At 49.4% G+C, this 22,998-nt stretch carries 18 protein-coding genes; 14 read left to right on the plus strand and 4 right to left on the minus strand.

What is annotated here, in order from left to right; all coding sequences use genetic code 11:
- Window positions 1-18 precede the first annotated feature (18 nt).
- Genes porL through porN form a run of 3 tightly spaced genes read left to right on the plus strand, consistent with a single transcriptional unit; the run spans window position 19 to window position 3,499 of the window.
- A complete protein-coding gene (gene porL, locus A8O25_RS12525) occupies window positions 19-813 on the plus strand; it encodes a type IX secretion system motor protein PorL/GldL (RefSeq protein WP_066835349.1) in 795 nt (264 codons plus the stop codon).
- Between the two features lie 59 nt (window positions 814-872).
- Complete coding sequence (gene porM, locus A8O25_RS12530) at window positions 873-2,465, plus strand: type IX secretion system motor protein PorM/GldM (RefSeq protein WP_066835351.1); 1,593 nt, start codon at window positions 873-875, stop codon at window positions 2,463-2,465.
- 20 nt (window positions 2,466-2,485) lie between these two features.
- Window positions 2,486-3,499: a type IX secretion system ring subunit PorN/GldN gene (gene porN, locus A8O25_RS12535; RefSeq protein ID WP_241499017.1), complete on the plus strand. Its 1,014-nt coding sequence runs from the start codon at window positions 2,486-2,488 to the stop codon at window positions 3,497-3,499.
- Between the two features lie 1,265 nt (window positions 3,500-4,764).
- Here porN and uvrC read toward each other — a convergent pair.
- From uvrC to porW, 3 genes are read right to left on the minus strand one after another with little or no spacing between them, the layout of a single operon-like run.
- Window positions 4,765-6,567 carry an excinuclease ABC subunit UvrC gene (gene uvrC, locus A8O25_RS12540; protein ID WP_066835353.1) on the minus strand — a complete coding sequence of 601 codons (1,803 nt, stop codon included), beginning with the start codon at window positions 6,565-6,567 and terminating at the stop codon, window positions 4,765-4,767.
- A gap of 15 nt (window positions 6,568-6,582) precedes the next feature.
- Window positions 6,583-8,877 carry a penicillin-binding protein 1A gene (locus tag A8O25_RS12545; protein WP_066835355.1) on the minus strand — a complete coding sequence of 765 codons (2,295 nt, stop codon included), beginning with the start codon at window positions 8,875-8,877 and terminating at the stop codon, window positions 6,583-6,585.
- Between the two features lies 1 nt (window position 8,878).
- Complete coding sequence (porW, locus tag A8O25_RS12550; RefSeq protein WP_479559379.1) at window positions 8,879-11,503, minus strand: type IX secretion system periplasmic lipoprotein PorW/SprE; 2,625 nt, start codon at window positions 11,501-11,503, stop codon at window positions 8,879-8,881.
- A gap of 370 nt (window positions 11,504-11,873) precedes the next feature.
- Here porW and A8O25_RS12555 point away from each other — a divergent pair, with 370 nt between their 5' ends.
- The 11 genes from A8O25_RS12555 (at window position 11,874) to A8O25_RS12605 (ending at window position 21,209) form a co-directional block, all read left to right on the plus strand.
- Window positions 11,874-12,110, plus strand: a complete 237-nt coding sequence (locus A8O25_RS12555) for an AtpZ/AtpI family protein (RefSeq protein ID WP_066835359.1) — start codon at window positions 11,874-11,876, stop codon at window positions 12,108-12,110.
- 2 nt (window positions 12,111-12,112) lie between these two features.
- Complete coding sequence (locus A8O25_RS12560) at window positions 12,113-12,496, plus strand: hypothetical protein (RefSeq protein WP_066835361.1); 384 nt, start codon at window positions 12,113-12,115, stop codon at window positions 12,494-12,496.
- A gap of 44 nt (window positions 12,497-12,540) precedes the next feature.
- On the plus strand, window positions 12,541-13,626 hold the full coding sequence (gene atpB, locus A8O25_RS12565; RefSeq protein ID WP_066835362.1) for a F0F1 ATP synthase subunit A: 1,086 nt from the start codon (window positions 12,541-12,543) through the stop codon (window positions 13,624-13,626).
- A 39-nt stretch (window positions 13,627-13,665) separates the two neighbouring features.
- A complete protein-coding gene (gene atpE / locus A8O25_RS12570) occupies window positions 13,666-13,926 on the plus strand; it encodes an ATP synthase F0 subunit C (protein WP_066835364.1) in 261 nt (86 codons plus the stop codon).
- A 121-nt stretch (window positions 13,927-14,047) separates the two neighbouring features.
- Window positions 14,048-14,545 carry a F0F1 ATP synthase subunit B gene (locus A8O25_RS12575; RefSeq protein WP_066835366.1) on the plus strand — a complete coding sequence of 166 codons (498 nt, stop codon included), beginning with the start codon at window positions 14,048-14,050 and terminating at the stop codon, window positions 14,543-14,545.
- A gap of 74 nt (window positions 14,546-14,619) precedes the next feature.
- Complete coding sequence (gene atpH, locus A8O25_RS12580; protein ID WP_066835368.1) at window positions 14,620-15,177, plus strand: ATP synthase F1 subunit delta; 558 nt, start codon at window positions 14,620-14,622, stop codon at window positions 15,175-15,177.
- Window positions 15,178-15,179: 2 nt separating this feature from the next.
- Window positions 15,180-16,760, plus strand: a complete 1,581-nt coding sequence (gene atpA, locus A8O25_RS12585; protein ID WP_066835370.1) for a F0F1 ATP synthase subunit alpha — start codon at window positions 15,180-15,182, stop codon at window positions 16,758-16,760.
- A gap of 73 nt (window positions 16,761-16,833) precedes the next feature.
- Window positions 16,834-17,724, plus strand: a complete 891-nt coding sequence (gene atpG, locus A8O25_RS12590) for an ATP synthase F1 subunit gamma (protein WP_066835372.1) — start codon at window positions 16,834-16,836, stop codon at window positions 17,722-17,724.
- A 196-nt stretch (window positions 17,725-17,920) separates the two neighbouring features.
- Window positions 17,921-19,594 carry an alkaline phosphatase PafA gene (gene pafA, locus A8O25_RS12595; RefSeq protein ID WP_066835374.1) on the plus strand — a complete coding sequence of 558 codons (1,674 nt, stop codon included), beginning with the start codon at window positions 17,921-17,923 and terminating at the stop codon, window positions 19,592-19,594.
- Window positions 19,595-19,634: 40 nt separating this feature from the next.
- Complete coding sequence (locus A8O25_RS12600; protein WP_066835376.1) at window positions 19,635-20,195, plus strand: inorganic diphosphatase; 561 nt, start codon at window positions 19,635-19,637, stop codon at window positions 20,193-20,195.
- A 165-nt stretch (window positions 20,196-20,360) separates the two neighbouring features.
- Window positions 20,361-21,209 carry a UbiA family prenyltransferase gene (locus A8O25_RS12605; RefSeq protein ID WP_066835378.1) on the plus strand — a complete coding sequence of 283 codons (849 nt, stop codon included), beginning with the start codon at window positions 20,361-20,363 and terminating at the stop codon, window positions 21,207-21,209.
- Window positions 21,210-21,261: 52 nt separating this feature from the next.
- Here A8O25_RS12605 and A8O25_RS12610 read toward each other — a convergent pair whose 3' ends face one another.
- Window positions 21,262-22,776: a bifunctional ADP-dependent NAD(P)H-hydrate dehydratase/NAD(P)H-hydrate epimerase gene (locus tag A8O25_RS12610; RefSeq protein WP_066835380.1), complete on the minus strand. Its 1,515-nt coding sequence runs from the start codon at window positions 22,774-22,776 to the stop codon at window positions 21,262-21,264.
- Window positions 22,777-22,998: the final 222 nt, after the last annotated feature.

The following is a 22,998-nucleotide window of genomic DNA, read 5'->3' on the forward strand; positions in this document are numbered from 1 at the left end:
TCTAAATCTGTCAAAACAATGAGCAAATCGAAAGGCAACTTCTTCTATGATAAAGTGATGCCAAAAATCTACGGTATCGGGGCTGCGGTAGTAATTGTTGGTGCCTTGTTTAAAATTCTTCACTTAGACGGAGCCAATGAAATGTTGATTGTAGGGTTGGGAACAGAAGCGGCTATTTTCTTTTTAAGTGCCTTTCAGCCAAATCCGCATGAGCCAGAGTGGGAGCGTGTGTATCCTCAATTGAGAGATGATTATGACGGCCCGCTTCCTACAGTGCCCGCTGCTACGAACAACGCCTCTTTAACCGGAGATCTTGATAAGATGCTGCGTGACGCTAATGTAACCCCGGCCACCATTGGGTCATTAGGTCAAGGGTTGAACCGTCTGAGCGATACAGCCGCTAAAATGTCTGATATTGCAGATGCCACTGTGGCTACCAATGAGTACACTACCCGTGTAAGAGCTGCGGCTGGTTCTTTAGACAGAATCAACGAAGCGTACGGTGCAACAGTTGAGGCCGTGTCTCACATGGCAAACGCCACGAAAGATGCCCAAGCCTACCATGCCCAGGTTCAGAACATTACTAAAAATCTGGGTGCCTTGAACGCTGTATATGAAATGGAGTTACAGGATGCGAACAGCCACCTGAAGTCAATGAATAAGTTCTACGGTAGCCTGACCATGGCTATGGAGAACTTGACAGACGCCAGCCGTGATACAGAGCAATTCAAAGAAGAGGTAGCAAATCTTACCAAGAACCTGCATTCTTTGAATAACGTGTACGGTAACATGTTGAATGCCATGAGAGGGTAACCTCTGTCCTTCCCTATACAATATAAGTTTAACTACAAAGTAAACCCTATAAGGATACTATGGCTGGAGGAAAAGAAACGCCACGGCAGAAGATGATCGGGATGATGTATCTCGTTCTGACTGCGCTGCTGGCCTTGAACGTAAGCTCTGCGATACTTCTAAAATTCCAATTTATTGATGAAAGCCTGATGGAAGTAAACCGTAATACGGTTTCTGACAACAGCAACGTAGTGAAAAGCATCGCATCATCTGTCGCAAAAGCTGGGAACAGACCCGCCGATGCCAAAGTGGTAGAGCAGGCTGATCAGGTTCGGAAGCAAACGGCTGAAATGGTGAGCTACCTGCGTGGCTTGAGAGATGAATTGGAAAAAGCATCAGGTGGAAAAGACGCTGAAACCGGCAACTACATTAACCCTGAGGCTAACGAGATTGTCAATGAAGTGATGATTGGCGGCACCAAGAAAGGCAAGGGCTATGAATTGGAGCAGAAACTAAACGGATATGCTTCCTTTCTGCGTCAGTTCAATACTGGTGTTCCAGAGAGAATAGCAATGAGCGGTGCGCAAGACCCTAGAGTGAAAAACAACCAGGATCAGCGGAAGAAAGACTTTGCCCAACTGAACTTTGAAGAAACCCCAATGGTAGCAGCCTTGGCTACGCTAGCGCAAAAGGAATCTGAGGTTTTGAAGTATGAAGCGGAGACTCTTTCTCAATTAGCCCAAAAAGTGGGTGCAGATATAATCAAGTTTGAAAATATCTTCGCCATGGCAAGTGCCGAGTCTAAGACTGTAGCGGCTGGTACTAAATACAAAGCTGAAATGTTCTTAGCGGCTTCTTCTGATGCCGTATCACCTACCATGTCGGTAGATGGACGTTCAATTCCGGTAAAAGCTGGGAAAGGTCAGATTGAATTTACGGCCACTGCCGGTAATTATGATGCAGAAGGCAATGCTAAGAAAACCTGGAAAGGTCAGGTACGTTTCCGTCAACCAAGTGGAAAAGATACAGTCTTTACTGTGACTCAAGAATATGTAGTGGCCAAGCCTGTAATGCAAATTCAGTCAGCCTCTATCAACTCTTTGTACTTCAACTGCGGAAACGAACTCAGTGTTCAGGTGCCTGCTTTGGGAGCGACGTATGATCCAGCTTTCTCAGCTTCTGGGGCAACAGTGGTAAAAGGAGCTAAAAAAGGCTTCCTGACTATTATCCCTACCAGCAGACAGGTAAAACTGAACGTGAGCAGCGGGGGGAATTCTATTGGCTCCCAGGATTTTACTGTGAAACTAGTGCCAAGACCGCAGGTAGTAGCGTATGCCAATGGCAGACCAGTTGACATTGTAAAGGGGATGGCAGCCCCAGGCCCAAGGGTTTTGGAAATCAGAGCTATTGCTGATGAAAGCTTTAAGAACCAATTACCTAAAGATGCGCGTTACAGAGTAACCGAGTATGTGGTGTACCTGGTGCGGGGGAACCGCCCTGCCGGTCAGGTGCCAGGAAATGGACCTACAGTAAACATCTCATCACTGGCTGCCCAGGCTCGTCCGGGAGATCGTCTTGCCATTGATGTAAGAGAGGTACGCCGAATGAACTTCCGTGATCAGCAGGAGGTTGTTCCTTCTGATGGATCAAGCATCAGCATTCAGCTTAATTAAGAAAGTAATTACATAGTACCATGAAGAAGTTAGTTGTTTTGGGATTGGCTGGATTGCTTAGCATTCCAATGGTAGGTACGGCGCAAAAACGTACTACAAAGAAAGCTACCACAACGCAGTCAAAAACCCAGTCTAATGCTGCGGCCCAAGCGGCGCAAGAGAAGGCTCGTCAGGAGGAGTTGGCACGTCAGCAAGAAGCTCAGAAGCAATCTGAGCAGGCGCAGCTCCTGATGACTACTTCTGCGGCGGCGAACCCTTCTGCCCGTCCTATTTCTCCTTCAGACGTCATGTTTAAGAAGACGGTATGGCGTGCCATTGACTTGAGAGAGAAGCAGAACAAACCCATGTTCTCTAACGGCAAACAGATTTCTAAATTAATTGTAGATGCTGTTAAACGTGGAGAGCTGCAGGCTTACCGTTCAGATACACTGGTGACTCCCATTTCTGCTCAGGAATTTCTGGCCAACATGACGCCTGCTGAATCTGGAGGGGGATTAACTGAGGCTGAAAAGGCTGCTGGTTTTGATGCACCTGCCGCTGATGACGGGTGGGGAGCTCCAGCTCCTAAGAAGGGTGGTAAATCAACAGCCGCTGCAGCACCAGCTCCTGTTGTTTCAAATGAGCTTCTTCCTAATGAGCTGTACAAGATGGAGCTGAAAGAAGACGTTGTGTTTGATAAAAAACGCTCACGTCTGTACCATGATATTCAAGCTTTAACGCTTATCATGCCTGCAAAGTACAACAGCTTAGGTTTTGAGAAACCTATTGCCTCTTTCAAGTTCAGTGACCTGGTGAGAGTGTTCAGAGCACACCCTGAAGAAGCGGTATGGTTCAATGAACAAAATAATTCGCAGCATAAGAACCTGGCAGATGCTTTTGATCTATGGTTGTTCAGCTCTTATATCACTAAAGTTTCTAACGTAAATGATGCTCGCTTAGATGAGGTATACGGAACTGGCAAAAAAGGTCTCCTAGCTGCTCAGCAAGCAATGGAAGAAATGATTGAGTGGGAATATAGCCTGTGGAGCTACTAACCTGTTAGCATGTTATAAAATAAGAAAGGAGGCCTAACGCCTCCTTTCTTATTTTATAAATCTCCCATTTTGCTGGCTACATCGGCTACTAGGTTCAAAAAAAAGAACCCGCGCTCCCTACTTTACAATTGACCAAGCAGATGACTTCCGGGAATACATGAATACCGCTGCGGCACTATTGCTCTACAAGTGCCGCAGGTTGTAAAACCCGCAAACCCAAGTTCGGGCGAACAGCCGCAGCAAATGTAAAGTCCTTTCTCTCTGATAGAGGTATAATATGGAATGGGTGGGGCATAGGAAATATTATTGTACCTCAGCCATGCGTGCACCGGCAGGTAAATACCCGTCTTTATGAGCTTCTCCCGCTACCTTAATACTCGTTTGGGTGCCTCTTAAGTGAGATTTCCCCTTTGCCCCCTTCCATGGGAAAGGTAGCGTTAGTAGCACGGAAGTAACTTCCGCGCCATAGAGGGCAAAAGAGATGCGGGGCAGCCGACTTATGGTAGTTGCAAACTGTTGCCATGATAGATACAGTTTAAATATCTTTAACCTGTATCTTCTTTTACCACTCCTGCTGTTGCTACTCCCTATTAATCCTCACTTCTGTCAGAAGCTATCTCATAATTAGGAAGCTTGAAACATCTGTTCTGTTTTTGGCCTGTTTTCAGGAAAACAGGCCAAAACAGAGGTCACCCTACCCGTGCAAAACCTAGCACTTTAATCAGACATGTATGGGACAGATTCTACTTATTTCTGCTGCTGGCACCTCTGTTAATTAGCACTTCTGTCTCTGGCTGATTGCGCAGCACGGGCTCGCCACAGGCCAGCGGAACAGCAGCGGTTACCTGCAGAGACAGACAAAAGAAGAGGAGCTGATCAGAAGAGGAACCCAAACTGATTCTGGCGGTGGTGAGCGCCTCTGTTACTACGGTGCCGAAGGCGTAGTTTTAACAGCAGTGTGAGCGCCAGGACGGGGCCCCTCGGCCGTGAGCGCTTACCGGTAAAGAAGAAACAACACAGCTATTAAACCACCGCGTCAAACGACAAAGCCAGGGGAAACAGCAGACTATTCACCGCCAAAAGTGGACTACACATACTTGCCGCTCTTCTTACCATAAGAGCCCCAAACCACACATTTTAACAACAGGAGCAACTTCTAAAAGAGCAGCAGAATCTACACATCAGCAGAAACTACATTTAAAGCTTCTGTTTTAGGGCTGTTTTCTGAAAAACAGCCCTAAAACAGAAGAACGAAAAAAATACGTTTATTTGCTTTGGCTGAAATAGTTGCGTAAGATCTGGGCTTTGCTCTTCCCTACTTCCACCTCTAACTCTTCTTGCGAAAGACTTGCTATTTTCTTTACAGATTTAAATTTACTTAAGAGCTTTTCTGCCGTAGCGGGCCCCAGGCCTTTAATTTGGGTAAGTTCAGTCTGCAAAGTACCGGCGTCACGTCTTGAGCGGTGGAATGTAATGGCAAAACGGTGCGCTTCATTACGTAGCCGTTGAATCAGTTTTAAAGATTCAGACTTCTTGTCAATGTAGAGAGGGAAGGAATCACCGGGATAAAAGATTTCCTCCAGCCTTTTGGCAATACCCACTATGGCTACCTGCCCATAGATGCCCAGGTCTTTCAGGGCTTTCACGGCCATGCCCAGTTGTCCTTTTCCACCATCAATGATGACAAGCTGGGGCAGAGAAGCCCCTTCTTCCAAAAGCCGACGGTACCGGCGGGTGACCACCTCATACATTGAGGCAAAGTCATCTGGCCCAACTACCGTTTTGATGTGGAAGTGACGGTAATCCTTTTTAGAGGGCTTGGCGTTCCTGAAGCATACCATAGAGGCCACCGGGTTATCTCCCTGAAAGTTGGAGTTGTCAAAGCACTCAATATGCTTAGGAAGCTCTGTGAGGCGAAGGTCCCGTTTCATGGTCTCCATGATGCGCACCTCACTGCTGTCTTTACTCTTGTCTTGCATGCTTTCGCGCTCTTTGCGCAAGTACAAGGCATTTTTAAGCGAGAGGTTCAGCAGTTTGCGCTTATCGCCTATCTGGGGTACCGTAATGGTGATGCTATCAAGCGGCAACTGCAGGTCATCTATGTTTACCAGTATCTCCTTGGCTGTACTCTCATAGTCTGCGCGCAGCTGCATAATCATAGATGCCAGAATATCCTGATCTGTTTCTTCCAGTTTTTTCTGCAGCTCCAGCGACTGGGTAGATATAATAGAGCCGTTCATCACCTTCAGGTAATTGAGAAATGCGCATTTCTCATTTGAAGTAATGGTGAAGACATCAATGTTGGTAAGGGTATTGCTGACTACAGTAGACTTAGATTGGAAATCATCCAACAGGTCAAGTTTCTGCTTATACTGGTGCGCCAGTTCATACTGGTACTCTGCCGCAGCTGCAGACATCTTCTCTTTGAAGTAATTCTTGGCTACGGCCATATTACCAGAGAGAATGTTCTTGATCTGCTGTATGTGCTGGTTGTATTCTTCCTCCTCATACAATCCTTCACAGGGGCCTTTGCAGTTGCCAATGTGGTACTCCAGGCAAACCTTGAATTTACCACTCTGAATATTGACAGGGCTCAGGTTGTAGCTGCAGGTACGTAAGGGGTACAGGGACCTGATCAGTTCCAGCACCACGTACATACTGGTCACACTAGGGTAGGGGCCAAAATAACGGGAGCCGTCATTGATCTTGTTGCGCGTGCTCAGAACGCGGGGAAAGCGCTCATTGGTAATACACAGGTACGGGTATGTCTTACCATCCTTCAGCAGAATATTGTATTTGGGCTGATGCTGCTTGATAAGGTTGTTCTCCAGGAGGAAAGCATCTGCCTCACTGTCTACAATGGTAAACTCTACCCGTTTGATCTGGGAGATGAGCTTGAGCGTCTTCTTGTTGTGCTGGTTAGAACGGTTGAAGTAGCTGCTCACCCGTTTTCTGATGTCAACGGCTTTACCCACATAGATAATGCCTTTGTCATCATAGAACTTGTAGATACCCGGCCGGTGCGGCAAGTGTTTTAACTGCTCCTTCAGTGTTTCCTCAACAGCCATATGCTTCTGCTTCCCTTAAAATTTCTGCTCGTCAACGTTTTCTGGCAACGTTAAGATTTGCTCTTGTTGTACGGAATCAGCGGGGGCAGGGCCATTGTTATAGGTATTGCAGTTGATTTCTACTGAAAGCGAGGCTGGTTTAGGGAAGGGTGCCTTAGAGACATTCAGGTTTTTATCTGCATACACTTTCTGCATGAAATACGCATAAATAGGCAACGCTAATTTATTACCCTGGCCATAGGCCGCACTCCGGAAGTGGATACTGCGGTCTTCACCGCCTACCCAAACCCCGGCTGCTAAATCTGGGGTAATCCCCATAAACCAGGCATCTGATTGGTTAGACGTGGTTCCGGTTTTAGCCCCAATCTCATTTTTCAAACCATACCTGTGGCGCAAACCGTAATAGGAGGTACCACCCCGTATGTCAGCCCCCGCTTGCAGCATGTGTACCATGAGGTAGGCGGTCTCCTCATTTAAAGCCTCTACGGTTTTAGGGGCAAATTCCTGTAACACGTTGCCGTTCTTATCTTCAATGCGAAGCAGGTACTGTGGCTCTGTCCAGACACCTTTGTTCACAAAGGTACCGTAGGCACCCACCATGTCATAAAGAGTCACATCATCAGAGCCCAGCGCCAAAGAGGCGTATGGGTTCAGCTTAGTAGTAATACCGAGGCGCTTGGCGGTGCTCACCACTTCCTCAGGCCCCAGTTTCTTCATTAAGAACGCGGTAATGGAGTTCACAGAAAAGGCCAGTGCCTGACGCAAAGTAAGTTTTTTGCCAGAATATGTTCCTTCGCTGTTTTTGGGAGTCCAGGGAACGCCGTCTTCATTAATGATGGTGACAGGGGCATCTACCACTTCATAGCAAGGTGAATAGCCCTTTTCAATGGCAGTGGTGTAGACAAATGGTTTGAACGTAGAACCGGGCTGGCGCGCGCCTTGTTTCACGTGGTCATATTTGAAGTACTTGTAATTAGTCCCCCCAACCCAGGCCTTAATGTGACCGGTCAAGGGGTCCATTGCCATAAAGCCCGCCTGCAGGTAATGTTTGTAATAGCGCAATGAATCCATAGGGCTCATGAGCGTGTCACGCTCACCACTCCAGGAAAAGACCTTCATGGGCACTTTCTCATTCAGGTAGAACTTGATAGAATCTTCATTTCCGTCATACTGTTCTACCAGGCTCTTATAGCGGGCGGTGCGTTTAATCTGATCCTGAAGGAAGCCTTTAATTTCGCGGCCGTTCTCATCAATCCAGGGGCTTTTGCCTTTAAACTGCCGGAAGAATTCTTTCTGCATCACTTTCATGTGCTGCTCTACCGCCGCCTCTGCGTGCTGCTGCATGCGGGCATTGATGGTGGTGTAAATCTTGAGCCCGTCAGAATACAGGTCATAGCCGTTCTCCTTGGCCCACTTTACCAGGAACTTGCCCATCTCTGTCCTGAAATAGGGGGCTAAGCCTTTGTTCTGGTTTTCAACATTCAGGTTAAGGGCAATAGGTTTGGCTGTGGCTGCCGTATAGGTGGGCTCGTCAATGAAATTATATTTGTGCATCTGGTCCAGAACCGTATTGCGGCGGCTCAGGGACCGTTCTGGGCGGGAAACTGGGCTATAGTAGGAGGGGCCTTTTAATACTCCCACCAAGGTGGCGGCCTCTTCCACGGTTAAATCTTCCGGGCTCTTATTGAAGAAGGTTCTGGCGGCTACTTTTATCCCAAATGCGTTGCTGCCAAAATCTACGGTGTTCAGGTACATGAGCAGGATCTCCCGCTTGGTATAAGACCGCTCCAGCTTAATAGACATGATCCATTCTTTGGTCTTGATGATCAGCATGCGCAGACCTGGCACCCCGCTGAGCAAACCATCATTCAGGTCTTCACGGGTCCGGAAGAGGTTGCGGGCCAATTGCTGGGTGAGGGTACTGGAGCCACGGTCCTGCTTGCCCGTGAGCTGATAGTAGGGTACCGCCAGGGTGCCCTTAAAGTCTATGCCGGAGTGTTCCTCAAACCGGATGTCTTCTGTGGCAATGAGGGCGTCAACCAGGTGTTTGGGCAATTGCTCATAAGTAACAGGGCTACGGTTCTCCCGGAAGTATTTGCCCAGCAGCTGGCCGTCTTCTGAATACACCTCAGAGGCTAGCTCACTTTTAGGGTTCTCCAGTGTTTTCAAGTCTGGCAGGTCGCCAAAAAGGTTCAGGAAGTTAATGCTGACGGCAAAAATGTACAGCAGGAAGAACACAAACCCTCCGGCAAAGAGGATCCAAAGCCCCGAAATGATCTTCCGGTACTTATTTGAAGGCGATGATGACATCTTATTGGTAATTTTTTTCAAAGAAGGCTACATACTGCTCAATATCCCGCAATTGCTGAAGCGCCGCGAGGTTGGCATCTGAGATAACAAAGGTAGCAAATTTCGGGCCTTTTATAGAAGCAAGCGGGGAGCTGCGGGCCGTTTGTAATTTAGCGTACTGCTGACTGCCTTTAAAATCTGGGAAGGGGGTTATCACAAGCAAGACCGTACCCTCATTAAAGGGCAGCGTAGTTATTGTAAGGTTCTTACGAGGGTGAAACCTGCTGTTGTACTGTTCAAACCCTTTGATGAGCTGACTCAGGGCAAGGGTATCTGCTGAATGGGCTACTACAAACGAGTGCCGAGCGGTGAGATCAGCTTTGTATTGGGGCAGAACGGCCACTGGTGCGGCAGGGGCCGCGGGTTCTGGAGCCTTTGCCAGTTCGCCGCTCTCATAGCGCTGGTGCAGGGTTAGAAACTCTTTGGCTTTAGGCAGAAGCTTGCTCTCTGGGTATTGTTGGATAAACTGCTCCAGACCAGCCTTGAACGTGTCTGCGGGTTGGGTGCGGCCCACTATCATTGTTCGCAGAAAGGCTACCTGGTCCGGAATGTCGTTTCCGGGGTATTTTTCTGAAAGTTGGTCTAAAACAGCATTGGCCGGGGCATACGCCTCTGTGTTATACAGCACAAACGCAGAGTCATAAAGGGCATGGGCGGCCGCATTCTCTGCAGAATAGGTGCGCAGGAAGTCAGGCTGATCAATGAGCTTGGTATACTTAGACGTAGGAAAACGCTCCCGCAGCGCGGCGGCATATTTCTGGGCAGCCTCTGTTTGTTGCAGGGCATTGGCCATCACGTACAGGCTGTAATACACCTCTGAGGCATGTGACGAAGCGGGAAAACGGCGCAGCAGGGTTTCAAAAGTGCTAATAGCCTCTTCAGGCTCCCTGAGCCGCTGCTGGTAAATATTGCCCAGTGTGAAATAGGCTTCTTCCAGACGGGTGTTAGACGCCTGCTGCTGTGCCGGGGTAAGCGGAATCGCCGCTAGGTACTCAGCCTGTTTTTGAGCATTTGCTTCGGCCAGGGCCACACTGTCAACTCCGGCTACGGTCTGTACGCCAGCTGTCAACCCTATGCTGCCAGAGAGGGCGGCCATGCGGCGCCAGTTGTCCTGGAGTGGCCGTTCACCCCAGGTGCGGAGGAAATCGTTGCGGGCGTTGGCTATGACTACCGGGTTGTCATAGTACCAGGTGCCGCCTTGCGTGCCAAAGCCGGCGGCAGGTCCTCTGGAGGCGGCGGTGCCGGTGGCGCCAGGGGCTGCGGCGGCCTGAGCGGCCAGGCGCTGCGCTTCCTGCTCATTGGCAATCTGCTGGGCTACACGCTGCGCCCGCTCCTCTGTTCCTAAACGTGCCAGGGCCTGCAGACTGTCTTCGGTTCTGATGATGTCCAGTTGCTGCACAAAAGCCGTTAAGACGGTTTTCCGGTCAGTTAATTCTTCATAGCCCAGAGCGGTAGAGGGCAATAGCTGAAGGGTGCTGTCATAGTATGCCTGCGCCAACTTGTATTGCTCCAGATGCTCATAATGAATCTGGGCCGTGAGCAGGTAAGAATACGCCTTCTGGTTTCTGTTGGTGGTAGAGGCGGCGGTAGACTGCTTGAGATAGCCTAACGCGTCCTGGTACTCGTTCTGGCGCAGCTGAAGCTTTGCCAGGTCATAGTAGATTTTATCCAGGTACTCTTTGTTTTTTTCGTCTTTGGCCAGTTTGAACAGGAAAGACTCAATTTCTTCTTTGGCTTTGGCGTCTTTCAGCTCTGTGACCTGCGCCAGGTTCAGCTGCGCGTAGAAGCCCAGCTCATAGGGCGGGTTCTTTTTAAGGATGCGGGCATAGTGCGGGTACGCCTTGTCATCCTGGTTGGTGGCCTGGTACAGCTGCCCCAGTATGAACCTGATTCTGGACTCCTGGTCTTTCGCCTTCGCAAACGGGACGGCCCTTTCCAGGTTTTCAATCACCACCGGCAGGGTATTCTGCTCACTGGCAAGTTGCGCCCTGGTCAGCAGAAGCGCCAGGCCATTCTCCTCATTCATGCGTTCCTTTCTGAACAGTTCAGAGACCGAGATGGCCGCATCATAGTCTTTCTGCCGCAGGTAGGTGCGCATCAGCCAGACCAGGGCCTCATGCCTGGCATGGCGGTCTTTACCGGTGGTCTGCACAAACCGGAACGCTTTAATGGCTTCTATTTCTTCGCCCTGATAGTAACGGGCTTTGCCAATAAGCACGTAGCAGTCATCTACCCATTTAGATTTAGGGTGGCGGGCAATAGGAAAGGACGCGCGTTTGATAACTTCCTCAAGGTCTGGCTGCAGCGTTTTCAGGACCGTGGTGTCCAGCGGCGGAAGAATGTCTAGAATGCGGTTGTAGTCATTCACGTGGGCCGCCTCTATTTTGGCCTCTACTTCCTTCATTTTCTCCCGCGCCAGAAAGTACCCGTTGTACCGGGCATTGAGGTTATGGAACCGCCGCCCCAAAAAGCCGGTGCTGTCAGGGGAACAGCCAGCCAGAAGGGGAACTAAGAAAATAAAAAGAAGAAAACGTGTCTGCTTCAACGTAAAAGGAATATGGATCAACAGTAGAACTGTACGCTGCAAGATTTATTTTAAAGAACACCTTCTATTTCAGCCTGTAGCACAACGCTTTACCCTGCTCTGCCCGTACTGTAAAAGACATAAGAAGCAAATTTACAATTTTTTAGGCTCTTGCTACCATACGTAAATAGCTGCGCTGCAGATAAAGTAAGGTAGGCCAACTCCTGTAAAAAAAAAGCTGTTTCTGGCCTGTTTTCTGAAAAACAGGCCAGAAACAGAAAATATAATGACGCATTAAAGAAGTGGCTTACACGCTTATGCCCGCAGCTTGGTGCGTTTTCGGCCTGTTTTGGCCAAAACAGGCGAAAACAGAAAATTGGAAATCGGCGCGGTGTGCGTAGCTTTGTCCTCTGTATTCCAAAACCCTACTGCCATGGAACCTAACCAGAAGCCTTTGAAGGAAGAGGAAGAATCAAACGTGAAGCCCTACCTGAAGTATTCTGGATTGGCTTTTCAGATGATTGCCATCATGGGGGTGGCGGCGTTTGGCGGCCGGAAACTAGACGCCTATTTCCAGAACCAGACACCCTGGTGGACGCTGGCGCTGCTGGTGGTTGCGGTGTTTGCCTCCATGTACTCAGTAATAGTATCTCTCACCAAGAAGAAGTAAGCGTGAAGTTTATACGGGGAATGGTAGTGGTGACCGGTGTGCTGGTATTGGTGGCAAGCGCACTGCAGGCGTTTACCGGGTTTGAGGTGGTGCACCCGTACATCTGGTGGCTGCTGGCGTTCTTTGTGTTTGTGACCGGCTTTGCCCACTACCTGGCCAATATGGGGCTGAAGTTTGACGCAGAGCACCTGGCCGCGTTCTATTACACCTCTATGGGGGTGCGCATGCTGTTCTCAATAATAGCAATTTTTGTATATAGATATTTCCATGAGGAACGGCTGGTGCAATTTGTGTTAAACTTTTTCGCCCTTTATTTTATTTATACCGCATTTGAAATCTACGCATTGTTGAGTAACTTGCGCCGAAATTCAAAAAAGCATGCCTAGGGCAATGCGTTTACATAAAATGTGTTGCTTTTAAATCGCTCTTAATGAAGAAGATACTCGTTTTCCTGTTTGCTTTGTTTACTTTTTCTGCCCAAGCGGCAGAATCAGCCGAAGGTGAGAAATTCAGCCCCGGTGATATGATCATGCACCACGTGGGGGATGATTATACCTGGCATTTCGCTGATGGTGTTGTGTTGCCGTTGCCGGTAATATTATATGGCGAGGGCAAGTTGGATGTTTTTATGTCATCTAACTTTTATGATGAACATCATCAGTTGAAGCCCTACAAAGGCTATGTGATGGAGCACGGGCATATTTACTATGCCAATGAAGAAGGTGAGCCAAAGGTGGTAGAGGGGGAGAACGGTGAGGAAAAACACGCGGCCCCTTTAGATTTGTCTATCACCAAAAACGTGGCTTCCATGTTTGTGAGCGTGCTGCTGTTGTTCCTGGTGTTCTTCTCTATAGCCGGGGCGTACAAAAAACGCAGAGGGCAGGGGCCAAGAGGGGTTCAGTCTTTCTTTGAGCCTATCATCATCTTTATTCGCGATGAGATTGCAAAAACCAACATTGGGCCTAAGTATGAGCGGTTTATGCCCTACTTGCTCACTATCTTCTTCTTTATCTGGTTCAATAACCTGTTGGGCTTGATCCCGGGCGGTGCTAACTTGACCGGTAATATTGCCGTTACGTTGGTGCTTGCGTTGATGACTTTGTTGATCACTGTGTTTAGTGGGAACAAATCCTACTGGGGGCATATTTTCAATACGCCGGGTGTTCCGTGGTGGCTGAAATGGGGTATTCCTATTATGCCATTGGTAGAGGTGATTGGTATTTTTACCAAGCCTTTCTCTCTCATGGTGCGTCTTTTTGCCAACATTACGGCCGGGCACATCATTATTCTTAGCTTGTTCAGCCTAATCTTTATTTTTGAAAGCGTAGCCATTGGTCCTGTGAGTGTGGCATTTGCTACCTTTATGAACTTTTTGGAGCTGTTTGTGGCTTTACTGCAAGCGTATATCTTTACCCTGCTGTCTGCCATGTACTTTGGCGGGGCGGTAGAAGAGCATGACCACCATGATGATATGGGCCACGGCGACGCCCCGTATGCGGTAGACGCCCACCATTAATATTTGAATTCCTTTTTTTAACTATATATATCTACTACTATGTTGTTAGCATTATTGCTTCAAGCTTTTTCAGAAGGTGCTGGTTTAGCTATCATGGGTGCCGGTATCGGTGCTGGTTTAGTTGCTCTTGGCGCTGGTCTGGGTATCGGTAGAATCGGTGGCTCTGCCATGGAATCTATCGCAAGACAACCAGAAGCTGGTGGTAAGATCCAGACTGCAATGATCATTGCTTCTGCTCTTATTGAAGGTGTGGCCCTGTTTGGCGTGGTTGTTTGCCTTCTGATTTCTTTCATTCGCTAAGAATGAGTTTTATCGCATCTCCCGTCCTGACGATTGGTCTGGACCGGGAGACGCGATAAAAAAAGTGTAGTAGAGTCAATAGTTGAGAGAAGCGTTTCTCTGGAAAAATAAACATTGTAAGATGAATCCGTTAGTAACCCCAGGTATTGGTTTACTTTTTTGGCAAGTGGTTACCTTCTTGCTGGTGCTGTTCCTGTTGTCTAAGTTCGCCTGGAAGCCTATCATGGCAGCCCTGCGCGAGCGCGAAGCGAACATTGACCATGCGTTGAGCATGGCTGAAAAAGCCAAGCTGGAAATGCAGTCTCTGAAAGCAGACAATGAGCGTCTGTTAAATGAAGCCCGTGCAGAACGCGAGCGCATCTTGAAAGAAGCTACTGAAGCGGCTAACCACCTGGTGGAAGGTGCGCGGGCCAAAGCCAATGAAGAAGGCCAGCGCATGATTGAAAATGCGCGTCTGTCAATTGAAAATGAGAAGAAAGCAGCGTTGACTGAGGTGAAAAACCTGGCGGCTACTTTGTCAATTGATATTGCAGAGAAACTGATCAAGCGTGAGCTGCAAGATGAGCAGGCGCAACGCGCGTTGGTTCAGAGCTACTTGCAGGAGGCTAACTTAGGCTAAGACGTAAGAACAGGCGAGCGGCTTCCCGCCCCAAAAGTGGAAGCAAATCGTTTTAACCCACGCAAGAGAAAGAAATGTCAGACGAAAGAGTTGCCTCCCGGTACGCCAAGTCTCTGCTAGAACTAGCCCAGGAAAAAGGGTCACTGGAGAAAGTATACCAAGATATGCTTTCCTTCACCAAGACCTTGAGCGGAAGCCGTGACTTGAGCCTAGTACTGCGCAACCCGATTATAAAACATGATAAGAAGCTTGCCATCCTCACTTCCCTCTTTGGGAATAGCATGACTGAGCTTACCATGGCCTTCTTTAGAATTGTAACCCAGAAGAACCGCGAAGAGATTCTGGAGTCTGTGGCAACAGAGTTTGTGAAACAGTACAATAATATCAAAGGCATCCAAAAAGCAACGGTAACCACTGCCGTGCCTCTCACCCCAGAGTTGCGGGCTACCTTCCAGAAGATGGTGGTAGACCGTACAGGAAAAACGGTAGAGTTACAAGAAGTGGTAGACCCGGCTGTAGTGGGCGGGTACGTACTGCGCATTGGCGATCTGCAACTAGACAACTCGGTTCGCAGCAACGTGCAGAAATTGAAAAATAAGTTTAAAGAAAATCCATACATTACTAAACTATAATCATGGCAGAAGTTAGACCTGATGAAGTATCAGCGATTTTAAGAGAACAGCTGTCAAACTTCAGAACCGAAGCTGAACTGGAAGAAGTTGGTACGGTGCTGCAAGTGGGTGACGGTGTTGCTCGTATCTACGGCTTATCTAAGGCGCAGTCTGGTGAGTTGTTAGAGTTCGAAAATGGTCTGCAAGCCCTTGTTCTTAACTTAGAGGAAGACAATGTGGGTGCGGTATTGTTGGGTGACTGGAGCGACGTTAAAGAAGGCGATACAGTTAAAAAAACAAATAAAATTGCCTCTGTAAGAGTAGGTGATGGCATGGTAGGCCGCGTGGTGAACACCCTTGGTCAACCAATTGACGGCAAAGGCCCATTAGTGGGTGAGCTGTATGAAATGCCCATTGAAAGAAAAGCACCAGGCGTTATCTACCGCCAGCCGGTAAATGAGCCTATGCAAACCGGTATCAAAGCCATTGACTCTATGATTCCGATTGGCCGTGGCCAGCGGGAGTTGATCATTGGTGACCGCCAGACTGGTAAAACCGCCGTGGCCATTGATACCATCATCAACCAGGGCGAGTTCTTTGAAAGAGGCGAGCCTGTCTTCTGTATCTACGTAGCCATTGGCCAGAAAGCCTCTACCGTAGCGCAGATTGTAAACGCGTTGGAAGCAGGTGGCGCTATGCGTTACACCGTGGTAGTAGCCGCTCCGGCTGCTGACCCAGCCCCAATGCAGTTCTACGCACCGTTCACGGGTGCTGCTATTGGTGAGTTCTTCCGTGATACCGGCCGTCCTGCGCTGGTAGTATATGATGACTTGTCTAAGCAGGCCGTTGCTTACCGTGAAGTGTCTCTGTTGCTTCGTCGTCCGCCAGGGCGTGAGGCGTACCCAGGTGACGTATTCTACCTTCACTCCCGTTTACTGGAGCGTGCCGCTAAGATCAACGCCTCTGACTCTATTGCGCAAGACATGAACGACTTGCCAGAGTCTATCAAGCACTTGGTGAAAGGTGGCGGGTCTTTGACCGCTCTTCCCATCATTGAGACCCAGGCTGGTGACGTTTCTGCCTATATCCCAACCAACGTGATTTCTATCACAGACGGTCAGATCTTCTTGGAAACCAATCTCTTCAACTCTGGTATCCGTCCTGCTATCAACGTAGGTATCTCGGTGTCCCGCGTGGGTGGTTCTGCCCAGATCAAATCAATGAAGAAAGTGGCCGGTACCTTGAAGCTGGATCAGGCGCAGTTCCGTGAGTTGGAAGCCTTCGCTAAATTTGGTTCTGACCTTGATGCCGCTACCAAATTGACCATTGAGCGTGGCCGCAGAAACCTAGAGGTTCTGAAGCAGCCTCAGTTTGCTCCAGTGGCGGTAGAAGATCAGGTAGCTATGATCTACTGCTGTACCAACGGTCTGATTGATGATGTTCCGGTTAACGAGGTGCGTACTTTTGAGAAAGATTTCACCATGACCTTAAACGCGCAGCACCGTCCAGTGTTAGATGCGTTGAGAGCTGGTAAATTTGATGATTCCATCACTGATGTGTTGAAATCAGTAGCTCGTGATTTAACGGCGAGATACCGTAAATAATTAAAATCAACAGGAGGAGAGCATTGGTAAGAGCCGTGCTCTTCTTTCTCTGTTCATACTTGACTAACTATTAATGGCTAGTTTAAAAGAAGTACGTAACCGAATCGTTTCTGTAGGCTCCACGCAGCAGATCACCAAAGCCATGAAAATGGTGGCGGCGGCTAAATTGCGCCGGGCTCAGGATAACATCATTCGTATGCGCCCATACGCCCAGCGGCTGAACAATATTTTGACTAACCTTTCCAGCGTACAGGGAGAGGCGGGGCAGAATGTGTATGCGCAGAAACGTGACGTGCAGCGGGTGTTGATCATTGCCGTTACCTCAGACAGAGGGTTGTGCGGTGCCTTCAACAGCAACGTTATGAAAGCGGTCAACAACCTGATCAATGAGCGCTACAGAGACCTGCAAGCGGCAGGGAATGTAGAGATCATGGCTATCGGGAAGAAAGGGCACGAGTATTTCCAGAAGCGTAACTTCACCATGCCCGGTGATTATACCGGCGTGTTTGGGAAGCTATCTTTTGAAACCGTACGGGTTGCCGCTGAAGAAGCCATGGAAGGGTTCAGAACCGGGTACTATGACCAGGTAGACATTGTCTACAACGAGTTCAAAAACGTGGCTACCCAAATCATCCGGACAGAGCAGTTCCTGCCTATTCAGGAGAGTGTGGAGGAGCAGGGGACGGCTCAAGCCGAGTCTGACTATATTTTTGAACCTTCTAAAGAGGAGATTCTGGAGCAGTTGATTCCTAAATCATTAAAGATTCAGGTGTATAAAGCTGTGTTAGAGTCTAACGCCTCTGAGCACGGTGCCCGTATGACTGCCATGGACAAAGCCACTGAGAATGCCGGTGAACTCCTGAAACAATTGAAACTTACCTATAACCGAACGCGCCAAGCGGCCATTACCACTGAGATCCTGGAGATTGTGGGTGGTGCAGAGGCGCTTGCAGCCGGAAGATAAGTTTAACCTATACCTCATACAGCAGCGCCCATTGATGAAATGGGCGCTTTGCTTTTATACCTATCCCATGTTACCTCCATATTAAATTTGGAGATGTTTGTTAAAATGGGTGGAGGTCTGGCAAAGCAAAGATATATTTACGTTTTTGAGCCGTTTTCAGAAAAATAGCTAATAAACGCAGGCCAAAACAACCAAAATGGGAAAAGGAACAAAGAAACTTTGGATTTTCTTCATAGCCATCTTGTTAGGGGGGCTTCCGGCAGAGGCACAGAAAAAGAAGAAGTCTGGGAGCCGCGTGCCTGAGCAGCCAAAGCTGGTGGTGGGGATTGTGGTAGACCAGATGCGGTATGATTATCTCTACCGCTATTGGGACAAATACTCCAATGAGGGCTTTAAGCGCCTGCTCCGGGAAGGGTTTAACTTCCGGGATAATCACTATAACTACGTTCCCACCTATACGGGGCCAGGGCATGCCTCTATCTATACGGGTACCACGCCTGCCTTTCATGGAATAGTGAGCAATGACTGGTACAACCGTGAAACCGGGCGCAATACGTACTGTGCCGAAGACAAAAGTGTTAAAACGGTGGGTAGTTCAAGTAAGGCAGGTGAGATGTCACCGGTCAACATGATTGCCTCTACCATTACAGATGAGTTGAAGCTGGCTACCAACCAAAAGAGCAAAGTGATTGGGTTAAGCTTAAAGGACAGAGGCTCTATTCTTCCTGCGGGCCATGCCGCCAATGCCGCTTACTGGTATGACGGTAGTAATGGCAGCATGATCAGCAGTACATATTACATGCAGGATTTACCTGAGTGGGTGAAAGCTTTTAATAAACGTAACCTGGCAGATCAATACCTGAGCCAGCCATGGACCACGCTGCGCCCCCTGGAGCAGTACACCGCCAGTACCGCAGATGATCAGCCGTTTGAAGGAACCTTTGCTGGGGAGCAGAAACCTGTTTTCCCCCATAATATTCCGGCTTACCGGGGTAAAACCTTTGACATGCTGCGCGCTATCCCGGCAGGCAACACCTATACAAAAGAATTTGCCGTTGAGGCCATCAAGGCAGAGAGCATGGGGAAAGGGGCTGTAACAGATTTCCTGGCTGTTAGCTTCTCCACCACAGATTATGTGGGGCATCAGTTCGGCCCAAATTCTATTGAGGTAGAAGATACTTACTTGCGCCTTGACCAGGATCTGGCTGATTTCCTGAAGTTTATTGACGGCCATCTGGGGAAAGAAAACGTTCTTGTCTTCCTGACGTCTGACCATGGCGGTGCCCATAACCCAACCTACTTGCAGCAATTGCGTATTCCGGCTGGTACCACCAATAACATAGTCATGGCTGACACCCTGGAGAAAAGGCTGAACCAAAAGTTTGGAAAAGCTGATTGGGTGAGTAAGTTTATGAACCAGCAGGTCTACCTCAACCATAACGTAATAGAGAGCAAAAAAGTAAACCTGATAGAGGTACAGGAGGAGGTTGCCAGAATTATGATGCTCTTCCCGGGAGTGGCCCGTGTGTTTACGGCAGATAACCTGCTCCGTAGTAATTGGACGGCCGGCCTGGGTATGATGGTGGAGAAAGGCTTCATGTACGCCCGCTCCGGAGATGTGATGGTGGTTCTGCAGCCCGGGTGGTATGACAACTATGGCCGGGCCGTAGTTAAAGGCACCAGCCACGGGAGTTCCTATGGCTATGACACCCATGTCCCGCTGCTCTGGTATGGCTGGCAAATACCAGCCGGTGAAACAACCGTAAGGACCCACATTACAGATATAGCCCCAAGTTTAGCCGCCTGGCTGCGCATTCAGGAGCCTAATGGCACCATGGGCCGTTCATTAGTAGAGTACGTCCGGAAATAAGGGTTTCTGGGCGAGAGGATAGATTAGATAAAAAAGTAAGATGTTAGAAACTTCACAAACCGCCAGCAATCCTTGGCATGATGTACATTACGGCGAAGATGCGCCAAAAGTGGTGACCGGTATTATTGAGATCCCCAAAGGGTCTAAAGCAAAATATGAGTTAGATAAAGACAGCGGCCTGCTTAAATTAGACCGCGTGTTGTTTTCAGCGGTACATTACCCCGCCAACTACGGTTTTATTCCGCAGACCTACTGTGATGACAAAGACCCGCTTGATATCCTGGTGCTCTGCTCTATTGATGTGGCCCCTATGTGCCTCATTGACGCCAAAGTGATTGGGGTGATGCAGATGATTGACAACAACGAGGAAGATGATAAAATCATTGCGGTTGCTGCCAATGATATGTCTGTGAAACACATCAATGACATCTCTGAGTTGCCTCCACACACCCTGTTGGAGATCCAGCGTTTCTTTGAAGACTATAAGAAGCTGGAGAACAAAGAAGTGATTGTAGAAAACTTCCTGGGCAGGGAAGATGCCTACCGCATTATTGAGCAAAGCATTGAGCTGTACAACACCACGTTCAGAGCCAACAGCTAAGCTGTAGGGAACAGAATACCAGAAACGCCGCTCTCCTGCAAAGGGGCGGCGTTTTTTATTGGAGACGCAAGAAAAATACCCCTTGTTTAAAATATTGTTGCACCTATATAGTTTACAGCCGTATTTTGCCTAGGTAGAGGCGTTCTCTCCAGACAGAAGATTTGCATGCGGTTTGCCCTGAACACCCTTAATTTTATTCTGTACAGTAACGTGTTCATCTCTGTTTGCGCAACGGGGCTGGTGTGGGAGACCTATCTGCTGAACCAGATGCCCATCTCACTGCGCATGGGGGGCATTGTCTTCTTCGCCACCTTGTTCGTCTATAACATAGACAGCCTGTTGCCTTACAAGTTCAACCAGGACGTGCCGCTCACGCCCCGTACCGAGTGGATTCAGAGCAACCGGCTGGTCTTGATGTCTGTGGCCCTGGCCAGTGCCCTTTGTACCTTTACCCTGTATTGGACCAGCCTCTTTGACCTCAACTTCTGGTTCCTCCTGCACCTGGTGGTAGTGGCGGGGCTTTATTCTGTACCTGTTATCCCAGACCGGGAAAACTACATTCCCCTGAGAGACATCCCGCTCCTGAAAGTATTCCTGATTGCTTATGTATGGTCAGCCATCACGGTGCAACTGCCCCTCATGGAAGCAGGGCAGGATCTGTTCTCCACTAACAGTTTGGTGTTGTTTGCACGCCGCTTTCTGTTCATCTTCGCGCTGACGCTGGTATTTGATATCAGAGATGTGCAAAAAGACGCGCTCACCGGTACTGTGACTTTCCCGGTAAAATTTGGGATAGAACAGACCAAGCGGCTGGCATTGCTGTCACTGTTCTTGTTCGCGCTGTTGCTGCCCGCCGGGCTGTCTGTTCCGGAGCGGCTGGCCTTGGGGCTTTCTGGGGTTGGGGCGGCACTGGTGGTTTGGTATGCCCATGAAACCCGTTCACCTTACTACTTCCTCATTCTAGCTGATGGCATGATGCTTGTCCAGTTCCTGCTGGTGTGGCTGGTGCTGTAACCAAAAGGCGTTTCTGGCCTGTTTTTCTGAAAACAGGCCGAAAACAGGAATACTACTTTTCCTGCTGCAGCACCCGCTGGAAGGCTGCCCCCAAATATCTGTAAAGGTCTGAGGCAATAAGGGAAGTCTGCCCCTCTTTCTCGGCGGCCACATCACCTGCCAGGCCGTGCAGGTACACACCCAGCAGACACGTCTCCAGCGCTGAATATCCCTGCGCCCGCAGCCCCGTCAAAATTCCCGTGAGCACATCTCCTGTACCGCCGGTGGCCATGCCCGCATTGCCGGTGCTGTTAAAGTAGAATTCGCCGCTGGGCGTGCCAATACATGTATGGGCGCCTTTGAGTACTACAAAACACTGGTGTTCCCGGCAGAAGCTGTGCAGCAGCTGCAGCCGGTGGAAATCATTTTTGGCGGGCCCCACCAACCGCTCAAACTCTTTGGGGTGCGGTGTGAGAATACTGTCTGCGGGAAGGTTTGTTAACAGCATTCTGTCTGCGGCCAGCAGGTTGAGCGCATCTGCATCCAGAACCAAGGGTGGCAACGGGTTTCTGAAAAGCAGTTCCATGGCCACCCTTGACTCCTCTGCCTGCCCTAGGCCCGGGCCAATGCCCAGGCAGTCATATTTCTTCAGATCTGAAGGAAAGGTAGAAAAGTGAAATTCATGGGCGTCAATGAGGGCCATGGCTTCGGGCACCGCCGTCTGTAGAATGGGGTATCCTGCCTGAGGTACTTGTACTGTCAGCAGCCCCAGCCCCGCCCGCAGGGCAGCCTGTGCGGCCAAGGTGGCGGCCCCCATCTTGCCATAGCTTCCGCCAATTAACAAGGCATGGCCAAAGGTGCCCTTGTGGGAGAACTTTAGCCGGGGGCGTAGGAGCTGTTTTATCTTATGGAGGGTCACCAAGGCATAAGGAGAGGTCACTTGCTGTAAGAAGCCCGGGTGCAGCCCAATAGGAACCACCTGCCACTCCCCCACATAGGTGCCAGAGGCTGGGAGCAGAAACGCCAGCTTAGGCTGTTCAAAAGAAACGGTGTACGCAGCCTGCACCACCTGGCTCCCGGGTGGGGTAGGTTCATCTGCAAACAGACCTGAAGGAATGTCAACGGCCACTACCGTGGCACTGCCTGAGTTGAGGTGCGCAACCAACTGCGCGTAGATTCCCTCTAAGGGCCGTGTCAGCCCAGAGCCAAATAGGGCGTCTAGCACCACTGCCTGGGTAGACAAGGCAGGGAAATCTTCTGGAGACTGTAGGTTGGCTTGTGAGATTTCTTCTGGGAGCCGCTCTAAGTTTTGGGTAAAGTCTGCAGAGCGGTTTTGCTCCGGACCGGTTAGGAAAACATAGACATCATACGCCCGCTGGTGCAGCAAACGGGCAACAGCCAAGCCATCGCCGCCGTTGTTGCCGGGGCCGCAGAAAATATAGAAAGGCCGCTCCCGCTGGAAATGCTGCTCCAGCCACTGCACCAGCGCCGTAGCCGCCCGCTCCATCAAGTCCAGGGAGGAGATGGGTTCCTGGGCAATGGTGTAGGCATCAGCGTCTCGGGTTTGGGCGGCAGAGAGAATTTTCATGGGGACTGGTTTATCGCGAATGGTGCCTTTCTGGGAGTAGTTTCGGCTTTGCCGCTTTTCCTCTTGCGTAGAGCTGGTTTTTCGTTTTAAGGTGGTAAACTCAACTGGCAGTGTAAGGTTCTACCGTGTTCGGCTTGAGCTTGTGAACAGCACTGCAAAAGCATTAAGTGATGAAGGTAAATACTTGCTTGCTTTGCCCGGCAAAGGCGGCAGGCACATAGG

The organism is Rufibacter ruber (assembly GCF_001647275.1).
GTDB classification, from domain to species: domain Bacteria; phylum Bacteroidota; class Bacteroidia; order Cytophagales; family Hymenobacteraceae; genus Nibribacter; species Nibribacter ruber_C.